The organism is Streptomyces sp. NPDC050704 (assembly GCF_040654355.1).
Lineage (GTDB): Bacteria > Actinomycetota > Actinomycetes > Streptomycetales > Streptomycetaceae > Streptomyces.
This window is the reverse complement of record NZ_JBFAHW010000064.1, coordinates 13852-36220: the sequence shown is the minus strand read 5'-3', so window position 1 is coordinate 36220 and position 22369 is coordinate 13852. Positions and strand designations below refer to the sequence as shown.

General features: G+C 68.7%; 15 protein-coding genes and 1 other RNA gene. 7 read left to right on the top strand and 9 right to left on the bottom strand.

The window, feature by feature from the left end; translation table 11 throughout:
* Nucleotides 1-50: 50 nt before the first annotated feature.
* The 6 genes from AB0I18_RS31820 to AB0I18_RS31795 form a co-directional block, all read right to left on the bottom strand.
* Nucleotides 51-1079 carry a hypothetical protein gene (locus tag AB0I18_RS31820; RefSeq protein ID WP_363109087.1) on the bottom strand — a complete coding sequence of 343 codons (1029 nt, stop codon included), beginning with the start codon at nucleotides 1077-1079 and terminating at the stop codon, nucleotides 51-53.
* An 8-nt stretch (nucleotides 1080-1087) separates the two neighbouring features.
* Nucleotides 1088-1750: a hypothetical protein gene (locus AB0I18_RS31815; RefSeq protein WP_363109086.1), complete on the bottom strand. Its 663-nt coding sequence runs from the start codon at nucleotides 1748-1750 to the stop codon at nucleotides 1088-1090.
* A gap of 246 nt (nucleotides 1751-1996) precedes the next feature.
* Complete coding sequence (locus AB0I18_RS31810) at nucleotides 1997-3514, bottom strand: acyltransferase (RefSeq protein WP_363109085.1); 1518 nt, start codon at nucleotides 3512-3514, stop codon at nucleotides 1997-1999.
* 80 nt (nucleotides 3515-3594) lie between these two features.
* Nucleotides 3595-5778 carry a glycosyltransferase gene (locus AB0I18_RS31805; protein ID WP_363109084.1) on the bottom strand — a complete coding sequence of 728 codons (2184 nt, stop codon included), beginning with the start codon at nucleotides 5776-5778 and terminating at the stop codon, nucleotides 3595-3597.
* Complete coding sequence (locus AB0I18_RS31800; protein ID WP_363109083.1) at nucleotides 5778-6854, bottom strand: hypothetical protein; 1077 nt, start codon at nucleotides 6852-6854, stop codon at nucleotides 5778-5780. Before AB0I18_RS31800 ends, AB0I18_RS31805 begins: the two co-directional genes overlap by 1 nt.
* Before the next feature lie 389 nt (nucleotides 6855-7243).
* The gene (locus AB0I18_RS31795) at nucleotides 7244-8245 is read right to left on the bottom strand and encodes a LysR family transcriptional regulator (RefSeq protein WP_363109082.1); all 1002 of its coding nucleotides are present in this window, start codon (nucleotides 8243-8245) and stop codon (nucleotides 7244-7246) included.
* Nucleotides 8246-8328: 83 nt separating this feature from the next.
* Here AB0I18_RS31795 and AB0I18_RS31790 point away from each other — a divergent pair, with 83 nt between their 5' ends.
* From AB0I18_RS31790 to AB0I18_RS31760, 7 genes are all read left to right on the top strand, one after another.
* The gene (locus AB0I18_RS31790; protein ID WP_363109081.1) at nucleotides 8329-9723 is read left to right on the top strand and encodes an MFS transporter; all 1395 of its coding nucleotides are present in this window, start codon (nucleotides 8329-8331) and stop codon (nucleotides 9721-9723) included.
* Between the two features lie 226 nt (nucleotides 9724-9949).
* Nucleotides 9950-11245 (top strand): extracellular solute-binding protein, encoded by a 1296-nt coding sequence (locus AB0I18_RS31785; protein ID WP_363109080.1) that lies wholly within the window; start codon nucleotides 9950-9952, stop codon nucleotides 11243-11245.
* Entirely contained in the window at nucleotides 11242-12207 is a 966-nt protein-coding gene (locus tag AB0I18_RS31780) for a sugar ABC transporter permease (RefSeq protein ID WP_363109079.1), read from the top strand. Before AB0I18_RS31785 ends, AB0I18_RS31780 begins: the two co-directional genes overlap by 4 nt.
* A complete protein-coding gene (locus tag AB0I18_RS31775) occupies nucleotides 12204-13025 on the top strand; it encodes a carbohydrate ABC transporter permease (protein WP_363109078.1) in 822 nt (273 codons plus the stop codon). The genes AB0I18_RS31780 and AB0I18_RS31775 overlap by 4 nt, the downstream gene beginning before the upstream one ends.
* A 39-nt stretch (nucleotides 13026-13064) precedes the next feature.
* Complete coding sequence (gene yicI, locus AB0I18_RS31770) at nucleotides 13065-15317, top strand: alpha-xylosidase (RefSeq protein WP_363109077.1); 2253 nt, start codon at nucleotides 13065-13067, stop codon at nucleotides 15315-15317.
* Nucleotides 15317-16324 (top strand): LacI family DNA-binding transcriptional regulator, encoded by a 1008-nt coding sequence (locus AB0I18_RS31765; protein WP_363109076.1) that lies wholly within the window; start codon nucleotides 15317-15319, stop codon nucleotides 16322-16324. Before yicI ends, AB0I18_RS31765 begins: the two co-directional genes overlap by 1 nt.
* A 32-nt stretch (nucleotides 16325-16356) precedes the next feature.
* Nucleotides 16357-19356, top strand: coding sequence for a glycoside hydrolase family 3 C-terminal domain-containing protein (locus AB0I18_RS31760; RefSeq protein ID WP_363109075.1), 3000 nt, complete (start codon nucleotides 16357-16359; stop codon nucleotides 19354-19356).
* Between the two features lie 123 nt (nucleotides 19357-19479).
* On the opposite strand, the gene dacB is transcribed toward AB0I18_RS31760, so the two are convergent.
* The 3 genes from dacB to smpB form a co-directional block, all read right to left on the bottom strand.
* Nucleotides 19480-21087, bottom strand: a complete 1608-nt coding sequence (gene dacB / locus AB0I18_RS31755) for a D-alanyl-D-alanine carboxypeptidase/D-alanyl-D-alanine-endopeptidase (RefSeq protein ID WP_363109074.1) — start codon at nucleotides 21085-21087, stop codon at nucleotides 19480-19482.
* 175 nt (nucleotides 21088-21262) lie between these two features.
* Nucleotides 21263-21652, bottom strand: a transfer-messenger RNA (tmRNA) gene (ssrA, locus tag AB0I18_RS31750).
* Between the two features lie 140 nt (nucleotides 21653-21792).
* Nucleotides 21793-22326, bottom strand: coding sequence for an SsrA-binding protein SmpB (smpB, locus tag AB0I18_RS31745; RefSeq protein WP_363109107.1), 534 nt, complete (start codon nucleotides 22324-22326; stop codon nucleotides 21793-21795).
* Between the last annotated feature and the right edge of the window lie 43 nt (nucleotides 22327-22369).

Genomic DNA, 22369 nt, shown 5'->3' with positions numbered 1-22369 from the left:
CCACCCCTTCGGGCGAGACAGCTGGCCAGTGCCTAGACCCGCCTCCGGGGTCAGCGGTTGACGGCCTGGATCTCCTGCACGATCACGTCCTGATCAGCCCCGAACTCGCCGGCAGGCAACTCCTGCTCCTCGTTGACGCCCGTGCCGGTCCAGTGGATCTTCCACGTGATCGTCGCCTGAAGCTGGTACGAGCCGTCGCCCGACGAACGCAGGTACCGCACACCGCACGGAGGCGTCTCGTCCGACTTGCCCCTGGCGTACGGTTCGCCGATCTGGTCGCCGTTGAGCTCGCACACACCGGAAGCGGGGTAGGTCGTCGCGTCGGCCGTGCCCGGCTCGATCTTCAGCGAGACCGGCACGGCGGTCGTCGTCGCCTGGATGTTGAGTACGGGTACGGATGCCGTGACCGAGACCGGCTTGAACTCCGCGCCGTCCAGCCAGGCCCAGGTCGGCAGGTTCACCTTGGTCGTACCCTCGGGCGCCAGGGTCACCTCGGTGCCGGGCACCCGGATCTCGGCGTACGCGAGCTGGGCGAGGATCTCAGGGGTGACGGCATTCTCGATGTCGGCCGGCGGAGGCTCGCCCTCGTCCACCCAGAACGGAGCCTCCGTGCACTTGTCCCAGCCCGTCGGGTAGCTCTTATCGACGTACGAGTCCCAGAAATAGCCCTTGCCGGTCTTGTCCTTGTTGAAGTCCTTGTACGGGTCGCCGTTGACGTACCGGTTGCGCTGTTCGCTGTCCCACTGACCGCCGGTGGACCCGGATTCCCAGACCGGTTCCATTGTTTTCTGGAGTTGCTCCGGCGTGTACTTCGGGGCGTACCAGCAGGCAGGCGGGGTCCAGGGAGTGGTGGATGTGACGGCTCCGACCGAACCGCCGCTGCCGTTCTTGGAACGGTCGAAGACGATGGCTCCGCCCGCTGTTGAGGTGAGTTTGTCACCCTCGACACGGCCCGAGGGACCGCTCGGGGGCGGATTCTGAGTGTTGTCGTTCAGCTTGTCGTCGGCACTCGCGACGCCCGGAAGCAAAAGGAGCGGCAGGAGCGTACCAATGGCGACCGCCGCAGGAACCGTTGTCAACCTGCGCTTCAGGGCTGGCACTTGGAACTCCCACTCTGAGAGACGATCTTCTGGATTTCCCAGACACCCTGCTCATTCTTCTTGAGCGACGTGTGGTAAATGACGTAACTCTTCGCGGTGACCTCGGTCTTCTCGACCTTGTTGGTCTTGAGATACTTGACGTACGCCTTGCCCTGGTCTTCGCAGTAGCTGAGAGAAGCGGTTCCGTCGTCATCAACGGCTACGACGGGGTCATAGAAGCGGTAGGCGCCAGTAGTCCGAGCCTTGTGCTTCACATAGTTCTTGATGAACAGCTCGGTCCCGGCGGCCGCTTCCCCCTCGTAGTAGTAGAGGTACGCCTTGTCGAGGGCATCCTGGTTGGCGATCGCCAGGTCCACCGCCTTGACGGACTGCTCACTGTCGGCCAGGACCGCGTCCTTCTCCTTGTCCCCCGTCTTCGGCCAGTCGAAGGTGTACGTCAGGTCCGACGGCAGCTCGATCTTCGGCCGACCCGCGGCCGCCGCCGAGGCGGAAGCGCTCGGCGGCGCCGACTTCTCTCCGCCGGTGTCGGCGCCCGCGATCTTGTCGTTGTCCTTGGAACTGTCGCTGTCGCCGCCGCCACAGGCGGACAGCGTCAAGGCCGCTGCGGCGGTCAGCGTGATCGCTGCGAGCAGGGTGGGGCGGCGGTTCACGGACGGCTCCTGGTGGGGCGAAGGGGACATGAGCGCAGCCACGCTACCGAGGGGGCGAGAGCGACACCAGAGCGAATTACGGCAAGGCGCCCGCAGAAACGGGGCAAAGGCTGCAAACCGGTACGCGGAGTCGTCGAAAGAACGACGCCGAGCAGCGGGCCGAGTCCCCGACTTGGCCCGCGCAAACGGCAAGGCACAGATTTGCGCCTCGGTGTGGGTGTGCCCTACCCCGTCTCTACCGCGTCCCTACCGTGCCCTGGACCGTCCCCGAGACCTCGGCCGGCTCTTCGTCGTGCCCTTCGCCGTGCTCTTCCTCGTGCTCCTCGTCGTGCTCTTCTTGCCGTTCGGCCACAGCTGTGGGCTCCTCTTCGCCGCCAGGTCCTCCGCCCAGCCGAAGCAGACGACGCAGGCTCCGATGAGGACCCAGGTGAGGGCGAGTACGGGCCATGGGCTCTCCAGGAGCCAGGAGAAGTGCTGCCACATCACGTCGAACTGCCACAGGCGGTCCCACTGCGTCACGACGAGGAGGATGCAGATGTTGTGCCACAGGTAGATCGTCACCGCACGCGAGTTGAGCAGGGTGATCAGTCCGTCCCAACGGCGCAGCCGGCGTGGCCACTCGGACCATGACGGGCTGAAGTGCACCAGCATCAGCACCGTGCCGAAGGACCAGAGGGCCTGGGCCAGGGGCATGCTGTCCAGGTCGTGGTCCGTCGTGAAGTTGTGGGTCATGGCGTACCAGAGGCCCAGCAGCGCGATGGCCGGGGCCACGGACGGAACGATGTAGCGCGGGAGGCGCTGCAGGATGCCCTCCTGGTGGGCCATGCCGAGGATCCAGCAGGCGCCGAAGGTGCTGAAGTCGGTGAGTGCCGAGGGGAACCGCTCGCCGGGCAGGTTGACGTAGCCCAGCTCGAACGCGGCGGACAGGGCGATCGGCGCGAGGATCGTCGCGAGTGGCATCGCGCGCAGGGCACGTAGCAGGAACGGCGACAGCAGTACGTACCAGAGGTACGCGCGGACGTACCACAGCGGGCCCGCGAGGTCCGAGGCCCAGTTCTCACCGAGGAAGTTCTGGATTCCGGGCAGCCCCTCGGCGTACGGCGGGTCGCTGAACGGGACGATCCAGAAGAGGAGATGGAGCCACCACCAGCCTGGGTGCCCGTCCGCGTCCGGTCCCCAGCCCTGGAGGACCATGCCGGAGACGCCGACGGCGCCGAGGAGCCAGATCGGGGGCACCAAGCGGCGGATGCGGCTGCGGATGACCTCTGCGGCCGGGCGCTTCAGCGAGCGGGCCATGAGGTTGCCGGCCAGCGCGAACATCACGCCCATGGAGGGGAACACCAGGGGCAGCCAGGCCCAGCCCGTCAGGTGGTAGAGGACTACGCGGAAGAGGGCGATCGCGCGGAGGAAGTCGAAGTACCGGTCCCGGACGGGTGCGCGTCTGGCGGGCTCCGCCGAAGCCTGCTCGGATATCGGTTCCAGTACCGGTCCCGCCTGCTCCTCCACGGCAGGCGGAGCCGATGTCGCCGTGGCCGTCGCCGTCGGTCCCTCGTCCATGAAGGCCGGTCCTGGCCCCGGCCCCGGCACGGCGGCGGAACCGGGAGAGTTCCCGCCGGAGCTCTCGTAACCGCCGTACCCGCCGCCGTACCCGCCCTCGTACCTCTCGTACTCGCCGCCGTTCTCGCCGACCCCGCCCTGCCGGCCGTTCTCGCCATACCCGCCGTACTGGCCGTTCTCGTCGTACCCGTCGTGCGTTTCGCGCATTTCGTACCCGTACCCGTCGTGCATTGAGGGGTCCTGGCCGGCCTGTGTGCCCGTCCACGGAGTCCCTGGTGGGGGCGTGCTTATCCGACGGGGCTTCGGTCCGTCGCCTGTTGGGGCGTGCCGGGGCCCGCCGCGCCGGGGAGTCCGACCGCGCCCGTGCGCCGGAGCTTCTGCCAGCGCAGCCGGCCGCCGGTCAGGGCGGTGATCCAGGACTGGAGGAGTACGACGTACATGAGCTGGCGGTACAGGATCTGTTGGAGTGGGAGGGAGAGGAGGTGCGTCATGCGTTCCTTGTCGAGCCGGAACGCGTACGCGGCGCACACCGCCTGGACCACCAGGACGCCGAACCAGGCGGCGATCGTCTGCCCGGTGGGGCCGAACACCAGCCCGTAGATGAGAAATACGTCGATCAACGGGGCCAGCAGCGGGGCCAGGACCATGAACAGGGACACCAGGGGCATGCCGACCCGGCCGAAGCGGCCCGACGGGCCCTTTTCGATGATCGCCCTGCGGTGCTTCCAGATCGCCTGCATCGTGCCGTACGACCAGCGGTAACGCTGGGACCACAGCTGCTGGACGGACTCCGGGGCCTCGGTCCACGCGCGCGCGTTCTCCGCGTACACGACCCGCCAGCCGTCGCGGTGCATCGCGATGGTGATGTCGGTGTCCTCGGCGAGCGTGTCGTCGCTCATGCCGCCCACCCGCTTGAGCGCGGAGCGCCGGAACGCGCCGACCGCGCCCGGGATGGTCGGCATGCAGTTGAGCATGTCGTACATACGGCGGTCGAGGTTGAAGCCCATCACGTACTCGATGTGCTGCCAGGCGCCGATCAGCGAGTCGCGGTTGCCGACCTTCGCGTTGCCGGCGACCGCACCGACGCTGGGGTCGCCGAAGGGCTGGACCAGCTCACGGACGGTGGACGGTTCGAAGACCGTGTCGCCGTCCATCATCACGATGAGGTCGTAACGGGCGTTCGCCACACCCCTGTTGAGGGCGGCGGGCTTGCCCGCGTTGAGCTGGCGTACGACGCGTACGTTCGGCAGGCGCATGTTCTCGACGATGCGCGCGGTGCCGTCGTTCGACCCGTCGTCGATGACGATCACCTCGATGGGGTGATCGCTCGCCACCAGGGAGTGGACCGTCTGCTCGATGCACTTCGCCTCGTTGTAGGCGGGTACGAGGACGGACACCGGTTCGGTGATCGCGGGGCCCCAGCTGAAGCCGCGGCGGCGGACCCGGCGGGCGTGCAGCACGGACAGGAGCAGCATCAGGCCGAAGCGGGCGAGGACGAGGACGCCGATGATGGCGAGGCCGACGACGAGGACACTCGTCGTGTTCTCCGAGGCCTGGACCGCGAGGACCCACGCCTTGGCCTTCCACAGGTCGAGGCCGTTGACCTCGGTGTGCGCGCTCGGCGCCTTCAGCGCCGCGGTGAGCGTGTCGAATCGGTAGCCGTCGTCCTGGAGCCCGGTGACGAACCGGTCGAGCGCCGCCACGGTCTGCGAGCGGTCGCCGCCGGAGTCGTGCATGAGCACGATGGCGCCGTTGCCGCCCTTGGGCATGGCGTTCTGGATGATCTTTTCGACGCCCGGCTTGCGCCAGTCCTCGCTGTCGGTGTCGTTGACGATCGTGATGTAGCCGCGGCTGCCGATGTACTCGGTCACCGGCCACGACCTGTTGTCCATGGCGCCGGCCTGCGACGAGTACGGCGGCCGGAAGAGCGAGGTCCGGATACCGGCGGCGCCCGTCAGCGCGAGCTGGTTCTGGGACAGCTCCCAGTCGATGCGGCTCTTCGACTGGAGTGAGAGGTCCGGGTGGTTGAAGGTGTGCAGGCCGATCTCGTGGCCCTCGTCGACCATGCGCTTGACCAGGTCCGGGTGGCGCGAGGACATGGTGCCGGTGACGAAGAAGACGGCGTGCGCGTCGTGCTTTTTGAGGACGTCGAGCACCTTGGGGGTCCACTTGGGGTCCGGGCCGTCGTCGAACGTCAGGACCAGTCTGCGGTCCGGGACGTTCCGGCTCTCCTCGCGGCCGCTCCGGGTGTCGATCACCGGGCCGCCCTCCAGGATCTCCTCGGGGACCCGGTCGGAAGCCGCCGGAGACTGGACGCGGTGGTCGGCGAGGATCTCGCTGTGTACGAAGCCACGCAGCATCAGCATCGCCATCAGGGCGAGGAGGATGAGCGAGGGCAGCAGGTAGCGCATGGGCAGGCGTCGGCGCCGGGCGCCCCGGTCCGCGCCACGTTGGCTGGTGCGACGTGCCATCAGAGGATGTTCTCCGAAGAGGACGATGAGTACGGGGAGTACGCGGAGGACGGGGAATCCGCGGAGGACGGGGGCGACGAGTTCGACGGAGCCGACTGGTCGGCCGCGCCCGGCGACACGGGGATCGGCTCGGGTGTGAGCGGGTCACCGGCGACCGTGTCGGTGCCGCCTCCGGGCGGGGGTTCCGAGGGGTCGTCCGTGACGGTCTCGGTCGGCTCGGGGTCCGGGTCGGGCGGATCGCTGACCGGGGCGGACGGGCCGCTGGTGGTCGGTTCCGGATCCGGGGCCGGCTTGGTGGTGGTCGCCGAGGGCTTCGGCTCGACGCTCACGTCCGGGGCCGAGACGCTGGCCGAGGGGTCCGTCGACGCGCTGGCGTCCGGTGGCCGCGTCGCCGTCTGGCCGGTCGACGGGGTCACGCCGGGCGAGGGGCTCACCGTGCCGGACGGGTCCACGGAGTCGGCGGGCAGTGGCGGGGTGTCGACCTTGTCGGCCGGCTTGCCGTCCTGCTGGGCCAGACCCGGGAGCCAGGGCGCGTTCGAGTTGCCCGACATGAGCGTGGCGAGGATGACCACCGCGTAGACCGCGCAGGCCATGCCGACGGCTATCCCGATCATGCGGTATCTGCGGCTGCGGCGGCCCGTCTCGTCGACGAAGACCGGGCCGTCCGAGGCCTCCTGGGCGCTGGGGGCACCCTTGGCCTGCTGGACGAGCCAGTCCTCCATATGCCGCCCCACACCGTCGAGCTGGACCGTGACCTCGTGCGGGTCATGGGTGTGCTCGGGGTGCTCGGACTCCTGCCAGGAATCCTGACCGGAGTCGGCGTCGGAGTCGGCACCGGGGCCGGAGGCGGCAGCAGGGCCGGAGGCGGCACCGGAGTCGGCATCGGCATCCGGTCTGACGTCGGCCCCGGCGTTGTCGCCATGGCCGGCATCGTGAGCGTGACCGGCGTTGTCGCCGTTGCCGCTTCTGTGGCCGCGCCAGGTGGGGCGGTCGGGCTTCGGCCAGGCCGAACCCGGTTCGTCATCCCTCTGCCGCGGCACCGATGTCGATGTCCCCGTGTCCCTCTGCTTCGGCACCGATATATCCGTGTCTCTCAGCCGTGGCACCGACGTGTCCGCCTGACGGCGGAACCACCCGTCGGAGTCCCCACGGAACGACTGATCAGCATTCCGGCCAAGAGGCTCACGGGCCTCACTGCCGAACGCCCTGTCCACTTCTCGACGGGCCGACGAATCGGCTCCACGCTCCTCCGGTTGACCGGCATCCTGCCGATCCGGTAGAGCGTCTTCCCGCCAACTTTCCACGCGCACGCACATCCCCCCACGGGACTGGTTCGGGTGCGCACACGACTCAGGTGCTCGTACTCGCCGTCCGGATCGGGCCCCCACCCGTTCCGAGCGCCCCCCTTATCACACGCACCCAGGCCACGAATGTAGCGTACGTAAGCATCGGTGAGGGTTCTGTGTCAGTCACGTCTCATCATGATGAGTGCATCTGTGGCCGGAATCCACCCCTCCACTGGACGCTTCAGCCATCCTTCTTCGTCCGCGATTTCTGTCGCCGCGGCACGCAGGGCCTTGATCCCACGATGCGTCGCACCCTTCCTCCACACAAGCGACACCGGCGACAACGGGACAGGATTGACAAGCGGACGAAGTACTGATTTCGGCATGGCCGGAAAGTCCACGACGGCCAGCACGGGGTTCCGCGTCTTGGCCATGATCCGCTGGAACTCCCCGGCGCCGACGGCGAGCGGCACGGGCGCCGCGACCTCGATCCCACGTCCCTCGAAAAGCCGACGTGCCAGGTCGGTCCACTCCAGGGTCCGGGGATTGCCGGCTCCGGCGTACACCTGTTCGCCCGCCAGCGCGTCGAGCGGTACGGCGTCCAGCGCGGCCAGGTGATGGTCCTCGGGGAGCACGACGGCCATTGGCTCGTACCGTACGGGCTGTTGCTCCAGGCGGGCCCGTACCGCCGGTTCCAGACCCGCGAACCGCCCGAAGGACGCGTCGAGCCGCCCGGCCAGCAGCTCGGCCGCGGCGCCGGTGAGGCCGCTCTCGAAGCGGGCCATCAGCTCGCAGTCGGGGGTGAGTTCGCGGGCCCGGCGCAGGACACGCTCGACGGCAAGACCCTCACTGTTCACGTCCACGAGCAGGGGGCGTTCGGCGCCCGCCCGCCCGAACACGGCGAGCAGCTCGTCCTGCGCCGCCAGGGCCCGGCGCGCGTACGGCAGCAGCCGCTCGCCGTCGGCGGTGAGCGTCACCTGGCGGGTGGTGCGTACGAAGAGGTCCGCGCCCAGCTCCCGCTCCAGGCGGCGTATGTCGCGGCTGAGGGCCTGCTGGGCGACGTACAGGCGGGCGGCCGCGCGCGTGAAGTGCAGCTCCTCGGCGACGGCGAGGAAGGCGCGCAGCAGGCGCGGGTCGAGGTGGGCGCGGGCTGTCGCGGGGCTCACGGAGTCGGCGGGCATCGGGCGAACCTACAACGCAGGTGCGTGAATCGGTACGGAGAAGGTGTTGGACCCCTGGTGGCGGGCCGGGCGACCGTTGATCCATGCCGTCACAGCTCCCGCCCCCGTGGCCGTCGCCGCGTACGACATCCCCGGATACGACATCCGCGCCCACGACTCTCCTCGCCGTCACCGCCGACACCCTGGTGGCCGCCGACTTCGGACCACGAGGACCACGAGGACCACGAGAATCCCGATGGCCGCGACGATCCCGAGGTCCTGGCGGCTCACGAACACCCCGCCCGCCCTCGCGCAACCCGTACCGCGGCCTCTTCACCATCCCCGGCACACGGGCGTTCACGATCGGGAATCTGATCGCGCGCCTACCCATGGGCATGTTCAGCGTGAGCGCGGTCATCATGATCGCGGGGACGCGCGGCTCGTACGCGCTGGCCGGTGCCGTCACGGCCACCGGCCTGGCGGTGACGGCGGTCGTCGCGCCCTGGACGGCACGCCTGGTCGACCGCCACGGGCAGGCGCGAATCGCCGTACCCGCGACGGCGATCGCGGCGCTCGGCTCGCTCGCGCTGCTGCTGTGCGTCCGGTACGAGGCACCCGGCTGGACCCTCTTCGCCGCGTACGCCGCCACGGCCACCACACCCAACACGGGAGGCATGTCGCGGGCGCGCTGGGCCCATCTCCTCAAGGGCGACCCGGCACGTCTGCACACCGCGAACTCCTTCGAACAGGCCGCGGACGAGCTGTGTTTCATGCTCGGCCCGGTGCTGGCCGCGCTGCTGTGCGGGACGTTCTTCCCGGAGGCGGGCACGCTCGTCGGTGCCGTCCTGCTGCTGACCGGCGTACTGGTCTTCACCGCTCAGCGGTCGACGGAACCGCCCGCCCGGGGGCGTACGACCGCGAAGTCCCCGTCCCCTCTCCGCGCCCCCGGAATACCCACTCTGCTCATCGGATTCCTCGCCACCGGCGCCGTCTTCGGGTCGATGGAGGTCGTCACGATCGCGTTCGCGGACGCACACGGGCACCGGTCGGCGGCCGGGGTGATCCTCACGCTCCAGGCGGCCGGCTCCGGTGCCGCGGGGCTCCTCTACGGAGCGCTGCGGCCCGGGAGGTCCGCGGAGCGGAGATACCTTCTGGGTGTCACCGCCATGGCACCCCTCATGTCGCTGCCCCTCCTCGCCGCCACGCTCACCGGCGACCTCCTGGTCCTCGCCCTCGCCCTGCTCCTCGCCGGGATGGCCACGGCGCCGACGATGGTCACCGGTATGACGCTCCTCCAGCGCCGCACGCCCGAGGGCCGGCTGAACGAAGGCATGACGCTGGCGGTGACGGGCCTGCTGGGCGGGATCGCCTGCGGGTCGGCCCTCGGCGGGTGGGTCGTGGAACACGTGTCGGCCGCCGCCGGTTACGGTGTCCCGGTCACCGCGGCCGCGACGGCCCTGCTGATCGCCCTCGCGACAGTGCGCCCGGCAACTCGGTGAACTGTTCGACCCATCGAACGTTCACCTCAATTCCGACGCACCCCATTGACGCACTCACAGCCCCCACATACCTTCGCTCGTCGAAGCGCTTCGACGTCGCGCATCGAAACGATTCGATGAACACCGCGTGACGACCCCCACGGCGAGCGTGACGAGCACGGCCGGTGAGCGTGACAAGCATGACTCACCGGGACAGCGAGCCATCCGACTCCCATGGAGGCACTGGATGTTGACGGCACGAAGGCGTGCGACGGCGATGGCGGCGGCCGCCCTGAGCGGAACGCTGCTCCTGGCCTCCTGCGGCGACTCGGACAGCGGTGGATCAGACGGCAAGACGCTGAAGCTGTGGCACTACGAGGGTCCGGACAGCGCGATGGGCGTGGCCTGGAACGCGGCCATCAAGGAGTTCGAGAAGACGCATCCGGGCGTCGAGGTGAAGTTCGAGGAGAAGGGCTTCGAACAGATCCAGAAGACCGCCCCGATGGTCCTCAACTCGGGCGACGCGCCCGACCTCATGGAGTACAACAAGGGCAACGCGACGGCCGGTCTGCTCTCCAAGCAGGGGCTTCTCACCGATCTGACCGCCGAGGCCACCAAGCGCGGCTGGGACAAGAAGCTCAGCTCCGGGGTGCGGACCACCAGCCAGTACGACACCAACGGCGTGATGGGTTCCGGGAAGTGGTTCGGAATCCCCAACTACGCCGAGTACACGATGGTGTTCTACAACAAGGACCTGTTCAAGAAGCACAAGGTCCCGGAACCCACCACGTTCGCCGAACTCACCGCCGCCATGGACAAGTTCGTCGACGCGGGCGTCACCCCGCTGGCCAACGCGGGCGCCGAGTACATGGCCCACCAGTACCTGTACCAGCTGGCGCTGTCGAAGGCCGACCGCGCCTGGGTGGACTCGTACGAGCTCTACAAGGGCAAGACCGACTTCCACGACGCCGCCTGGACGTACGGCGCCGAGACCTTCACGGACTGGGTGAAGAAGGGCTACATCAGCAAGGACTCCACGAGTACGAAGGCGGAGGACGCCGGAGTCTCCTTCATCCAGGGCAAGAGCCCGATCCTGTTCTCCGGCAGCTGGTGGTACGGCCGGTTCGCCGCGGAGAACAAGTTCGACTGGGGCACCGCCCTCTGGCCCGACTCGGACATGACCCTCGGCTCCGGCGGCAACCTCTGGGTCGTCCCCAAGGGCGCCAAGAACAAGGAGCTGGCGTACGACTTCATCGACATCACCATGTCGAAGAAGATCCAGAACATGCTGGGCAACAAGGGCGGAGTCCCGGTGGCGGCCGACCCCGCCGCCATCACCGACCCGCGGTCCAAGGCGCTCATCGCCGACTTCAACACGCTCTCCGAGCGGGACGGACTGGCCTTCTATCCCGACTGGCCCGTTCCCGGCTTCTACGACGTCCTCGTCTCCGAGACGCAGAAGCTGATGACGGGGAGCGCGAAGCCGGACGCCTACCTCGACGCCGTGCAGGAGGCGTACGACAAGGGCGTACCGAAGACATGACGGTCACCGTCGAACGGGGCGGCCGGGTCACCAAAAAGCCCGAGCACGCGAAGAGCCCGCGCCGCCCCCGCGACTCGTACACCCTGTTCCTGCTGCCCGGCATCCTCGCCTTCTTCACGATCATCATCGTGCCGTTCCTGATGAACACGGGCGTGAGCTTCACCGACTGGCAGGGCGTCGGCACCCCGAAGTGGACCGGGCTCGCCAACTACCGGGAGCTGATGGGTGATTCGGAGTTCTGGGCGTCCTTCCGGCACAGCCTCTTCATGGTCCTGGCGATGGCGCTGGTGCCGACGACGCTCGGCCTGGTCCTCGCGGCCGCCCTGTTCGACTTCGTCGGCAAGCACTTCGGCACGAAGACGGCCGCCGTGCTGCGCGCCTGCTTCTATCTCCCGCAGGTGCTGCCCATCGCGGTCGCGGGCATCGTGTGGAGCTGGATCCTCGCGCCCGAGAACGGCTCCCTGAACGAGCTCCTCAAGGCCATCGGGCTCGGCAGCCTCCAGCAGGACTGGCTCGGCGACCCCGACATCGCGCTCTACAGCGTGATGGGCGTGATGGTGTGGGTGCAGCTCGGCTTCCCCCTCGTCATCTTCATGGCGGGGCTGCAACGCGTCGATCCGCAGCTGTACGAGGCCGCCGAGCTGGACGGCGCCGGCTGGTGGCGGAGGTTCTGGCACGTCACCCTCCCCCAGATCCGGCCCGAGATCTACGTCGTCCTCCTCTGGTGCACGATCGCCGCGCTCAAGGTCTTCGGCGCGGTGTACGTCCTCACGAAGGGCGGCCCGGGCGGGGCGACCAACGTCCCCTCGTACTTCTCCTTCACCACCTTCTTCGAGAAGACCCAGGTCGGTTACGGGGCCGCGATCTCGACCGTGCTGACCGTGATCATCCTGGCGCTCGCCGTGCTCGGCCTCAAGCTCCAGACGCGTGCCGAGGACGCCGAGGAAGGGATCCGCAGATGACCGCCCTACGCCGCTATCCCGTCCTCGTCGCCCTGATCATCGGGGCCCTGTTCATGGTCCTGCCCTTCCTGATCGTCGCGGTCAACGCGGTGAAGTCGCCCGCCGAGTACTCGGCGAACGGCCCGCTCAGCCTCCCCGAGGGGCTCTACCTGGACGGTCTGAAGGACTTCTGGGAGCGCGTCGACTTCGGGCAGAAGCTGATCAACTCCGTACTGATCAGCGGCAGTGTGGCCCTGCTGGCCGTCGTGCTGTCCGTGCTCAACGCTTACGCGATCGGCATCGGCCGCATCAAGGGCCGCACCTGGGTGCTCGCCTTCTTCGTGCTTGCGAACATGCTGCCGCAGGAGGCACTGGTCTACCCGGTCTACTACCTGAGCAAGGAAGCCGGCCTGTACGACACCAGGTTGAGCGTGATCATCGTCTTCACCGTGATCCAGGCCGCCTTCGGCACGTACCTCCTCTCGTCCGTCCTCGGCCAGTTCCCGCGCGAGATCATCGAGGCCGCGCGGATCGACGGGGCCAACAAGTGGCAGGTGCTGTGGCGGATCGTGGTCCCGGTCAGCCGCCCGACCATCGGCGTGCTGCTCGTCTTCTTCTTCATCTGGACCTGGAACGAGTTCCTGCTGCCGCTGGTCATGCTGATCTCCAACGACAACCAGACCGTGTCGGTGGCGCTCGGCGTGCTCCAGGGCCAGCGCCTGATGGACGCCACGATGACGAACGCGGCCGCCCTCCTCGGCGTGCTGCCCGCCATCGTCTTCTTCCTCGTCTTCCAGCGGACCCTCACCCGCGGCATCGCCGTGGGTGCCGTCAAGTAGTGACAGTCAAGTAGCGGTAGTCGAGTAAGGGGTACGGGAGTGAAGTTCACCGATGGCTACTGGCTGCTGCGCGAGGGCGTGACCGCAGCCCACCCGGTCGAGGTCCTCGATGTGACCGACGGGCCCGGCGTCCTGGAGATCCATGCGCCGACCCAGCCCATCCGCCACCGCGGCGACCTGCTGAAGGGACCGGTCGTGACGATCAGCGCACACGCGCCGATGCCGGACGTCATCGGCGTCACGTTCACGCACTTCGACGGCGAGGAGGCGAACGGCCCTCAATTCGAGCTGACCAAAGAGGAGTTCACGGCGCACACCGGGTACGACGAGGAGTCCGCGACCCTCACCGCGGGCGCCCTGTCCGTCAGGGTGAGCCGCACCGGCCCCTGGCACGTCGACTTCCTCGCGGACGGCCGCACCCTCACCTCCAGCGGCCCCAAGGGCATGGGCATCATGCGGGACGCCGGCACCGGCGGCCACTATCTGCGCGAGCAGCTGAACCTCGGTGTGGGCACACAGGTCTTCGGGCTCGGCGAGCGTTTCGGACCGCTGGTCAAGAACGGCCAGGTCGTCGACATGTGGAACGCCGACGGCGGCACGGCCACCGAACAGGCGTACAAGAACGTGCCGTTCTATCTGACGGACGCGGGCTACGGCGTCTTCGTCGACCATCCGGGCCGGGTGTCGTTCGAGGTCGGCTCGGAGGCGGTGTCCAGGGTTCAGTTCAGCGCCGAGACACAGCAGTTGACGTACTACGTCATCTACGGGCCGACCCCGAAGGACATCCTGCGCAAGTACACGGCACTCACCGGCCGCCCGGCGCTGCCGCCCGCCTGGTCGTTCGGGCTGTGGCTGTCCACGTCCTTCACCACCTCGTACGACGAGACCACCGTCAGCTCCTTCATCGACGGCATGAAGGAACGCGAACTCCCGCTCTCCGTCTTCCACTTCGACTGCTTCTGGATGCGGGAGTTCAACTGGTGCGACTTCGAGTGGGATCCGCGGGTCTTCCCCGACCCGGAGGGGATGCTGGCCCGCCTCAAGGACCGCGGGCTGCACATCTCCGTGTGGATCAACCCGTACATCGCGCAGCGCTCGCCCCTCTTCGCGGAGGGCAAGGCCCTCGGGCATCTGCTGAAGCGGCCGGACGGCGGTGTCTGGCAGTGGGACCTGTGGCAGCCGGGGATGGCGCTGGTCGACTTCACCAGCGAGGCGGCCCGCGACTGGTACGCGTCGAAGCTGGAGGCGCTGCTCGCGCAGGGCGTCGACTGCTTCAAGACCGACTTCGGGGAGCGGGTCCCGGTCGACGTCGCGTACGCGGACGGCGGCGACCCCGAGCGGATGCACAACTACTACACGTACCTGTACAACCGCACGGTCTTCGACGTGCTGCGCAAGCACCGCGGCGAGGAGGAGGCCGTCGTGTTCGCCCGCTCGGCGACCGCCGGCAGCCAGAAGTTCCCGGTGCACTGGGGCGGCGACTGCGAGGCGACGTACGAGTCGATGGCCGAGTCGCTGCGCGGCGGGCTCTCCCTCGGCCTGTCCGGCTTCGGCTACTGGAGCCACGACATCGGCGGCTTCGAGGGCACGCCGACGCCCGCCCTCTTCAAACGGTGGATCGCCTTCGGCCTGCTGTCCTCGCACAGCAGGCTGCACGGCAGCTCCTCCTACCGCGTGCCGTGGCTCTTCGACGAGGAGGCCGTGGACGTCCTGCGTCTCTTCACCAAGCTGAAGCTGCGCCTCATGCCCTACCTGTACGAGGCCGCCCGCACCGCGCACGCCGAGGGCGTGCCGATGATGCGCGCGATGGTCCTGGAGTTCCCGGACGACCCCGGGTGCGCGCATCTGGAGCGGCAGTACATGCTCGGCCCCGATCTGCTGGTCGCGCCCGTGTTCTCCGACGAGGGAGACGTCTCGTACTACGTCCCCGAGGGCACCTGGACCCACCTGCTGAGCGGGGAGCCGGTCACCGGGCCGCGCTGGGTGCGCGAGAAGCACGGCTTCTCCAGCGTGCCGCTGCTCGTCAGGCCGGGTGCGGTGATCCCGGTGGGCGCCGTGGACGACCGACCCGACTACGCGTACGCCGACGGGGTCACCCTGCACGCGTACGGGCTCGATCACGGCGCCCAGGTGACCGTGCCGGTGGGCGACGTGACCTTCACCGTCGTCCGCGAAGGGGACACGCTGCGGGCTTCCTGCAGCGATCCCTCGGCACCCTGGGGACTGGCCTCGGGCGGGCGTGAGGTGCGGGCGAAGGCCGGCACCGGATTCCTGACGGTGGAGCTGGGCTGATGGTCAAGATCACCGATGTGGCACGGCATGCCGGGGTCTCCCCCAGCACCGTCTCGTACGCGCTCAGCGGCAAGCGCCCGATCTCCGAGGAGACCCGGCAGCGCATCGAGGAGTCCATCCACCAGCTCGGCTACCGCCCGCACGCCGGGGCCCGCGCCCTGGCGAGCAGCAGGTCGAACGTGCTGGCGCTGGTGATCCCCTTACGGGCCGGCATCCACGTACCGGTCGTCATGCAGTTCGCGGTGTCCGTGGTGACCGCCGCCCGTCGGTACGACCACGACGTGCTGCTGCTGACGCAGGAGGAGGGTGACGCGGGGCTGCGGCGGGTCGCGGACACCGCGCTGGTCGACGCGCTGATCGTGATGGACGTCCAGCTCCACGACCCCCGGCTGCCGTTGCTGCGCGCGCTGGACCGGCCCTCGGTGATGATCGGGTTCCCCCAGGAGCCCGAGGGGCTGACCTGCATAGACCTGGACTTCAGGGCGGCGGGCGAGCTGTGCGTCGAGCATCTGGCCGGGCTCGGTCACCGGGTGATCGGGCTCGTCGGGTCACCGCCCGAGGTGTACGTACGCGAGACCGGGTTCGCCCAGCGCGTGGTCCAGGGCTTCACCGCCGCGGCCCACCGGAACGGGCTGTCCTCCTCGGTCCACCCGTGCGAGGCGGCGCCCGCGGCGGCCCGCCAGGTCGCCGAGCAACTCCTGCGGGAGCGGCCCGCGTTGACCGGTGTCGTGGTGCACAACGAGCCGATCCTGGAGCCGCTGATCGACGCGTTCGAGGGGCTCGGTCTACGGGTCCCGGGTGACCTGTCGGTCACGGCGATCTGTCCGGACGAGGTCGCCGAGCGCGCCCGCGTCCCCGTCACCTCGATCGCCATACCGGCCGCCGAAGTGGGCGCCGGGGCGGTGGAGCTGCTGATGAAGAAGCTGGGCGGCGCGGCGACCGTACCGGAGGCCACGCTGCTGCCGCCGCGGCTGACCGTGCGGGCGAGCACGATGCCACGCCCCTGACCATGCAAGGCCCTAACCGAAGGAGCCGTGACATGACAGGCAAGAAGAGCGGGAGAAGACCGAACCGACCGAGAGACCCGAGCCGACTGAGAAACCCGGGACGGCTGAGGAACCCGGGACGGCTGAGAAGCCCGAGAACCACGCTCGTCCTGGCGCTGGCCCTGATCGCCGGCCTCGGCGCCACCGTACCGGCGGGGGCCGACGAGCCCTCGTACCCCTTCCGCGACCCGCGCCTGGCCGTGGACAGGCGGGTGGACGACCTCCTCTCCCGCCTGACCCTCGACGAGAAGATCTCCCTGCTCCACCAGCACCAGCCCGCGATCCCCCGCCTCGGCATCCAGTCGTTCAAGACCGGCACCGAGGCCCTGCACGGGGTCGCCTGGCTCGGCGAGACCACCGTCTTCCCGCAGGCCGTGGGGCTCGCGTCGACCTGGAACCCGGCCCTGCTGAAGCAGATCGGCTCGGCGGTCGGCGACGAGGCGCGCGGCTTCCAGCAGGAGCGCCCGGCCGGCTGGGGCCTCAACCTGTGGGCGCCCGTGGTCAATCCGCTGCGCGACCCGCGCTGGGGCCGCAACGAGGAGGGCTACTCCGAGGACCCGTTCCTCACGAGCTCGATGGCGATCGCGTACGGCACCGGCCTGACCGGCGGCGACCCCGACCACCTCAAGACGGCGCCCACGCTCAAGCACTTCCTCGGCAACAACAACGAGGCCGACCGCACCACCACCTCGTCCGACCTGCGCCCACGGGTCCTGAAGGAGTACGAGGAGCAGGCCTTCAAACCGGCGATCGAGGCGGACGCGGCGACCGGCGTGATGTCCTCGTACAACCTGGTCAACGGCCGCCCGGCGACGGTCAATCCGGCCCTGGACGAGGTGCGCACCTGGACCTCCCACGACCTCCTGAACGTCACCGACGCCTACGCGCCCAACAACCTGATCGGCACCGGCAGTCAGAAGTACTACGACACCCTGCCCGAGGGGAACGCGGCCACGCTGAAGGCGGGCATCGACAGCTTCACGACGGACGACGCGAACTCCGTTCCGACCACCACCGCCGTCAAGTCCGCTGTCTCCACAGGCCTGTTGAAGGAGTCGGACGTCGACAAGGCGGCCGGTCACATCCTGAACGTCCGGGTCAGGTTGGGCGAGTTCGACCCGGGCGGCGGAAAGTACGGGTCCATCGACAAGTCCGTCATCAACAGCCCGGCCCATCAGAAGCTGGCCCGGAAGGCCGCGGCCGACGCGGCGGTGCTGCTGAAGAACTCGGGCGGCACCCTGCCCCTGAAGGCCTCCGCGTCCCAGGACGTGGCGGTCGTCGGCCCGCTCGCCGACACCCTCTACACCGACTGGTACTCGGGCACACTCCCGTACGCCGTCACGCCCGCCGAGGGCATCTCCGACCGGCTCGGCACGCCCGTGACCAGCAACGAAGGCGTGGACCGGATCGCGCTCAAGAACGCGGAGACCGGGGAGTACGTGACGGCGGGCACGGACGCCGACGGGGAGGCCCTGCAGGAGAGTGCCACCTCGTCCGACGCGGCGGCCGCCCAGTTCGACGTCTTCGACTGGGGCGCCGGCATCGTCACCCTCCGCTCCGCCGCGAACGGCAAGTACGTCGGCTACAACTGGTCGAACTTCGTCAACGACCAGGCCCAGCCGAACGGTTGGTTCGTCCAGCAGCAGTTCGCGCTGGAGGAGCAGCCCGACGGCACGTACCTGCTCCGCTACGCGGGCTACGAGACCCGGGAGCCCTGGTGGTCGAACCCGGTCTACCTCGGCCCGACCGGCGAAGACGGCGCACTCGGTCTCGTCACCAAGGCCGAGGCCGCGCACTACACCAAGGACGTCGTCCGCAGCGGCACCGCGGAGGCCGTGGCGGCGGTGAAGGGCAAGGACGCGGCGGTCGTGGTGGTCGGGTCCATGCCGGCGATCAACGGCCGCGAGAACGACGACCGCGAGGACATGAGCCTGGCACCGTCCCAGGAAGCCCTGGTCAAGGCGGTGCGCGCGGCCAACCCGAAGACGGTCGTGGTCGTCGAGAACAGCTACCCGACCACCCTCGGTGCCCTCCAGAAGGAGGTCCCGGCCCTCCTCTGGACCACCCACGCGGGCCAGGAGACCGGCAACGCCCTCGCCGACATCCTCTTCGGCGACGTGAACCCGGCAGGACGGCTCACCCAGACCTGGTACGAGTCGGAGGCCGACCTCCCCTCCATCCTCGAATACGACAACATCAAGCACGACCGCACGTACCAGTACTTCAAGGGCGACCCGCTCTACGAGTTCGGCTACGGACTCTCGTACTCCTCCTTCCGGTACGGGAAGTTGAAGCGCTTCGACGGCGGATACGAGGTCGCCGTCACCAACACCGGCAAGCGCGCTGGCGACGAGGTCGTGCAGCTCTACACCCACCAGCGCGTATCCCGCGACAAGCAACCGCTGAAGCAACTGGAGGCCTTCCAGCGGGTCTCGCTCAAGCCGGGCCAGACGAAGACCGTCAAACTGGGGCTCACGCCGAAGGACCTGGCGCACTGGGACGTCACCCGCTCCAAGTGGGTGGTGGAGAGCGGCACTTACGACGTCCTCGTGGGCGCGTCCTCCGAGGACATCCGCTCCCGTACGTCCCTGAAGGTGCGCGGCGAGACGATTCCGGCCCGGGATCTCTCGCACCCGACGCGGGCCGAGAACTTCGACGACTACCAGGGTGTGCGACTGGTCGACGAGTCCAAGGTCCGCGGCACCGCGGCGGGTTCCACGGCGAACGGGTCCTGGCTCGAATTCGCCGATGCCCAACTGGGCTCCGGTGCCGCGAAGTTCAGCGCGCGGGTGGCCGGGGCCGCCGGCCAGGTCGAGATACGGCTCGGCTCACCGACCGGCCCGCTCGTCGGCACGGCGAAGGCGTCCGGAACGGGGTCGGTGTACACGTACGAGACGGTGAACGCCTCTCTGTCGGCCGCCGCGAAGGGCCGCCAGGACGTGTACCTCGTACTGAGCGAGGGCCTGCGCCTGTCGACCTTCTCCCTGCGCTGACCTGCGCTGACCTGCGCAACGACATAACGGCATAACAGAACAGCGGCATGACAGAACAGCGGCCCAGGGCGCCGAAAGGGCGCCCTGGGCCACACCTCACCTCAGTGCTCGCTCAGCAGTCGCTCAGCACTCCGCCGGCTTGCGCCACGAGCACTCCAGATCCCCGGCCCCGGCCCGCTCGGCGCCGCGCGTGCTCACCGGCTTCACGAGGACCGCCTTGTCCGCCGTGGACTTCGCCAGCGTCACCACGATCGCGTCCTCCAACGGCTTCACGGACGACGCCAGGTAGTTGTTGAGCACGATGCTGTAGACGAGCTCGCGCCCACCGGCATCCGTGACGTACCCGGAGAGCCCCGAAGCGCCAGTCAACGACCCTGTCTTGGCACGGGCGTTGAGCGCGGCGGGCGTCCCGCACATCCTGGTGCGCAGCGTCCCGCCCACGAACCGGTCCGGACCGCAGGCCACCGGCAGGGACCGGTACCAGTCGGCGTACCAGGGCTCGCCCCGCACGGCGAGCAGCAGCTTGGTGAACTGCCCGGCGGGGATGTTGTTCATCCGCGAGAGACCGGACCCGTCCGCCTGCCGCAGCTTGCCCGTGTCGACGCCGACGCCCTTCAGATAGCCGCTGACGGCGGCGAGCCCGGCGCCCCAGGTCCCGGACCCCGAGACCTTGTACCCCATGGCCTTGGTCAGCACCTCCGCGTGCATGTTGTTTGACAGCTTCATGAACGGGATCAGCAGGTCCTTCAGCGGCATGGAGTCGTGCGAGGCGAGCCGCCGCGCGCTGTCCGGCGTGCCGCGCCCGAGCCGCGTCGGCCCGGTGACCTTCACCCCGTGCGCGGCGAGCGCGTCCCGGAACACGGCGGCCGCGTACCCGGTGGGCTCCCACACGGCGACCCACTCCTTGGCCCCGGAGCCGCCGACCGGCGTCGTACCGCTGACGGTGATCGTGTTGGTGCCGTGCTCCCGCTCGACGGTGAGATCGTCCGCCCCGCCCGCGGCGACGGTGGTGGCCCGCACGTCGATGTCCACGTACTTCGTCTTCGGGGTGACGGTGACGACGGGCTTCTCCCCCGCCGCCGAGCCCGGCGCGACCTCGACGATCACCGACCCGGTGTCGTAGTCGGTGTCGGGCGCGACGCTCAACGCGCTGATCTGCGCCGAGTAGTACGCGGACTCGTCGTCCGCGGCCCAGGACCGGCCCAGCCGCACGCTGTCGAAGCGGGTGTCGTCGGCGAGGAGCCGCCCGTTGACGCGGGTGACGCCCGACGCGGCCAGGTCGGCGGCCAGTCCGTCGTAGTCCTTGGCGAGCGCCGTCGGGTCGCCGGTGCCGCGCAGATACAGATCGCCGTTCAGGACGGAGCCCTTGCGACTGCCGGTCGCCAGGACATCCGTCGTGAACGTGTGGTCGGGGCCGAGGATTTCCATCGCCGCGGCCGAGGTGGGCAGTTTGGTGTTGGAGGCGGGCATCAGCCGCGTGGTGGGCTGCCGCTGGTACAGCACGTCGCCGCTCGCGGCGTCGGCGACCACGACGCTCGCGACCCCGCCCTCCATCCGGCTGTCCCCGAGGATCGTGTCGATGGCCTCCGGCAGCCCACTGTTGTCGGAGTCCGCCCCGGCCGGCGCGCTCCAACTGAGCCCGGCCGCCGCGATCCCGATCACGACAGGCCAGATCCACCGGTGCGTACGGGAGTTGACGCGCTCCCCGGAACGCTTCGCGGTTCTTCTCACGGGTTTACTGACGGGTCTGCTCATGTCACAGGAGCATCCCCGACGAAGCGCCGCATGGACAGTACGCCTGCGAGCCGCTCACCGAGTCCCCACGATTGCCCGAGCGTACCGGTGGGCCGTAGACACGACAAAGGCCCCGCTGCATCAACAGCGGGGCCTCGGCCTCACATGGGAATTGTGGAGATGGCGGGAATCGAACCCGCGTCCAACGGTGCAGAATCAGGGCTTCTCCGAGCGCAGTTCGCTACGATTTTCTCAGCCCCGGAGATCTCGCGAACAAGTCTCCGACGGGCTCAGTCACTGTTTGATTTCCCAATCGCACCCCGTGACCGGGTCCGATGGTTTAGTTCCCTAGATTATGCCAGGATCCGGGTCGGGAACACTCCCGGGCTGACACCCATTAAGGGTCCTTCACTCACTGCTTATTAGGCAGCGAGGGCGAAGGACTGGGAATCGCTCTTGGAATTGGCGATTATTGGTTGCGACATATGGTTAACGAGATCATTGCCGCTTCCTCGGCTCGCTTCCCCTGCTTCGACAGCCGCTGTCGAAACCGATCATCCCCATGTTGTGTTTTCAAGCCGGGCCTTTCGACCCACGCACCCTCGGTGGGGCACTGACGCCATCGTACGTGACCAACGCACGCCGATGCCACCGTATTCCCGGCGGCTACTTCTCGGCGACTACTTCCCGGCGGCTGCCCGCCTACTCACCCCGCTGCTTCCTCTTGGCGGCCGCGATCGCCCGGTCCGACTCCCGCCGGTCCTGCTTCTCCCGCAGGGTCTGCCGCTTGTCGTACTCCTTCTTGCCCCGGGCGAGCGCGATCTCGGCCTTGGCGCGACCGTCCTTGAAGTACAGGACGAGCGGCACGATCGTGTGCCCCGTCTCCTCGGACTTCGACGCCAGCTTGTCGATCTCCTCGCGGTGCAGGAGCAGCTTGCGCTTGCGGCGCGCGGTGTGGTTGGTCCAGCTGCCCTGGCTGTACTCGGGGATGTGGGCGTTGTGCAGCCACGCCTCGTCCCCGTCGATCTGGACGAACCCGTCGGCCAGCGAGGCGCGGCCCTGGCGCAGCGACTTCACCTCTGTGCCGGTGAGTACGAGTCCGGCCTCGTAGGTGTCGATGATCGCGTAGTCGTGCCGCGCCTTCTTGTTCTGCGCGACGATCTTGCGCTTGCCGTCCTTGACCTTGCCGGAGGCTCCCCCGCCCTGCTTCGGCTGGGACTCTTTCGGTACGTACATGCCCTTGCTCATAGTGCTGGCCATTTTCGCACTAGAGGGGGGT

Excerpts from the sequence above, each read along its gene's own strand:
- AB0I18_RS31760 (WP_363109075.1), top strand. The coding sequence starts at position 16,357 with ATGACAGGCAAGAAGAGCGGGAGAAGACCGAACCGACCGAGAGACCCG.
- smpB (WP_363109107.1), bottom strand. The coding sequence starts at position 22,326 with ATGTACGTACCGAAAGAGTCCCAGCCGAAGCAGGGCGGGGGAGCCTCC.
- AB0I18_RS31775 (WP_363109078.1), top strand. The coding sequence starts at position 12,204 with ATGACCGCCCTACGCCGCTATCCCGTCCTCGTCGCCCTGATCATCGGG.
- AB0I18_RS31780 (WP_363109079.1), top strand. The coding sequence starts at position 11,242 with ATGACGGTCACCGTCGAACGGGGCGGCCGGGTCACCAAAAAGCCCGAG.
- AB0I18_RS31790 (WP_363109081.1), top strand. The coding sequence starts at position 8,329 with ATGCCGTCACAGCTCCCGCCCCCGTGGCCGTCGCCGCGTACGACATCC.
- AB0I18_RS31765 (WP_363109076.1), top strand. The coding sequence starts at position 15,317 with ATGGTCAAGATCACCGATGTGGCACGGCATGCCGGGGTCTCCCCCAGC.
- AB0I18_RS31810 (WP_363109085.1), bottom strand. The coding sequence starts at position 3,514 with ATGCGCGAAACGCACGACGGGTACGACGAGAACGGCCAGTACGGCGGG.
- AB0I18_RS31785 (WP_363109080.1), top strand. The coding sequence starts at position 9,950 with ATGTTGACGGCACGAAGGCGTGCGACGGCGATGGCGGCGGCCGCCCTG.
- AB0I18_RS31795 (WP_363109082.1), bottom strand. The coding sequence starts at position 8,245 with ATGCCCGCCGACTCCGTGAGCCCCGCGACAGCCCGCGCCCACCTCGAC.
- AB0I18_RS31805 (WP_363109084.1), bottom strand. The coding sequence starts at position 5,778 with ATGGCACGTCGCACCAGCCAACGTGGCGCGGACCGGGGCGCCCGGCGC.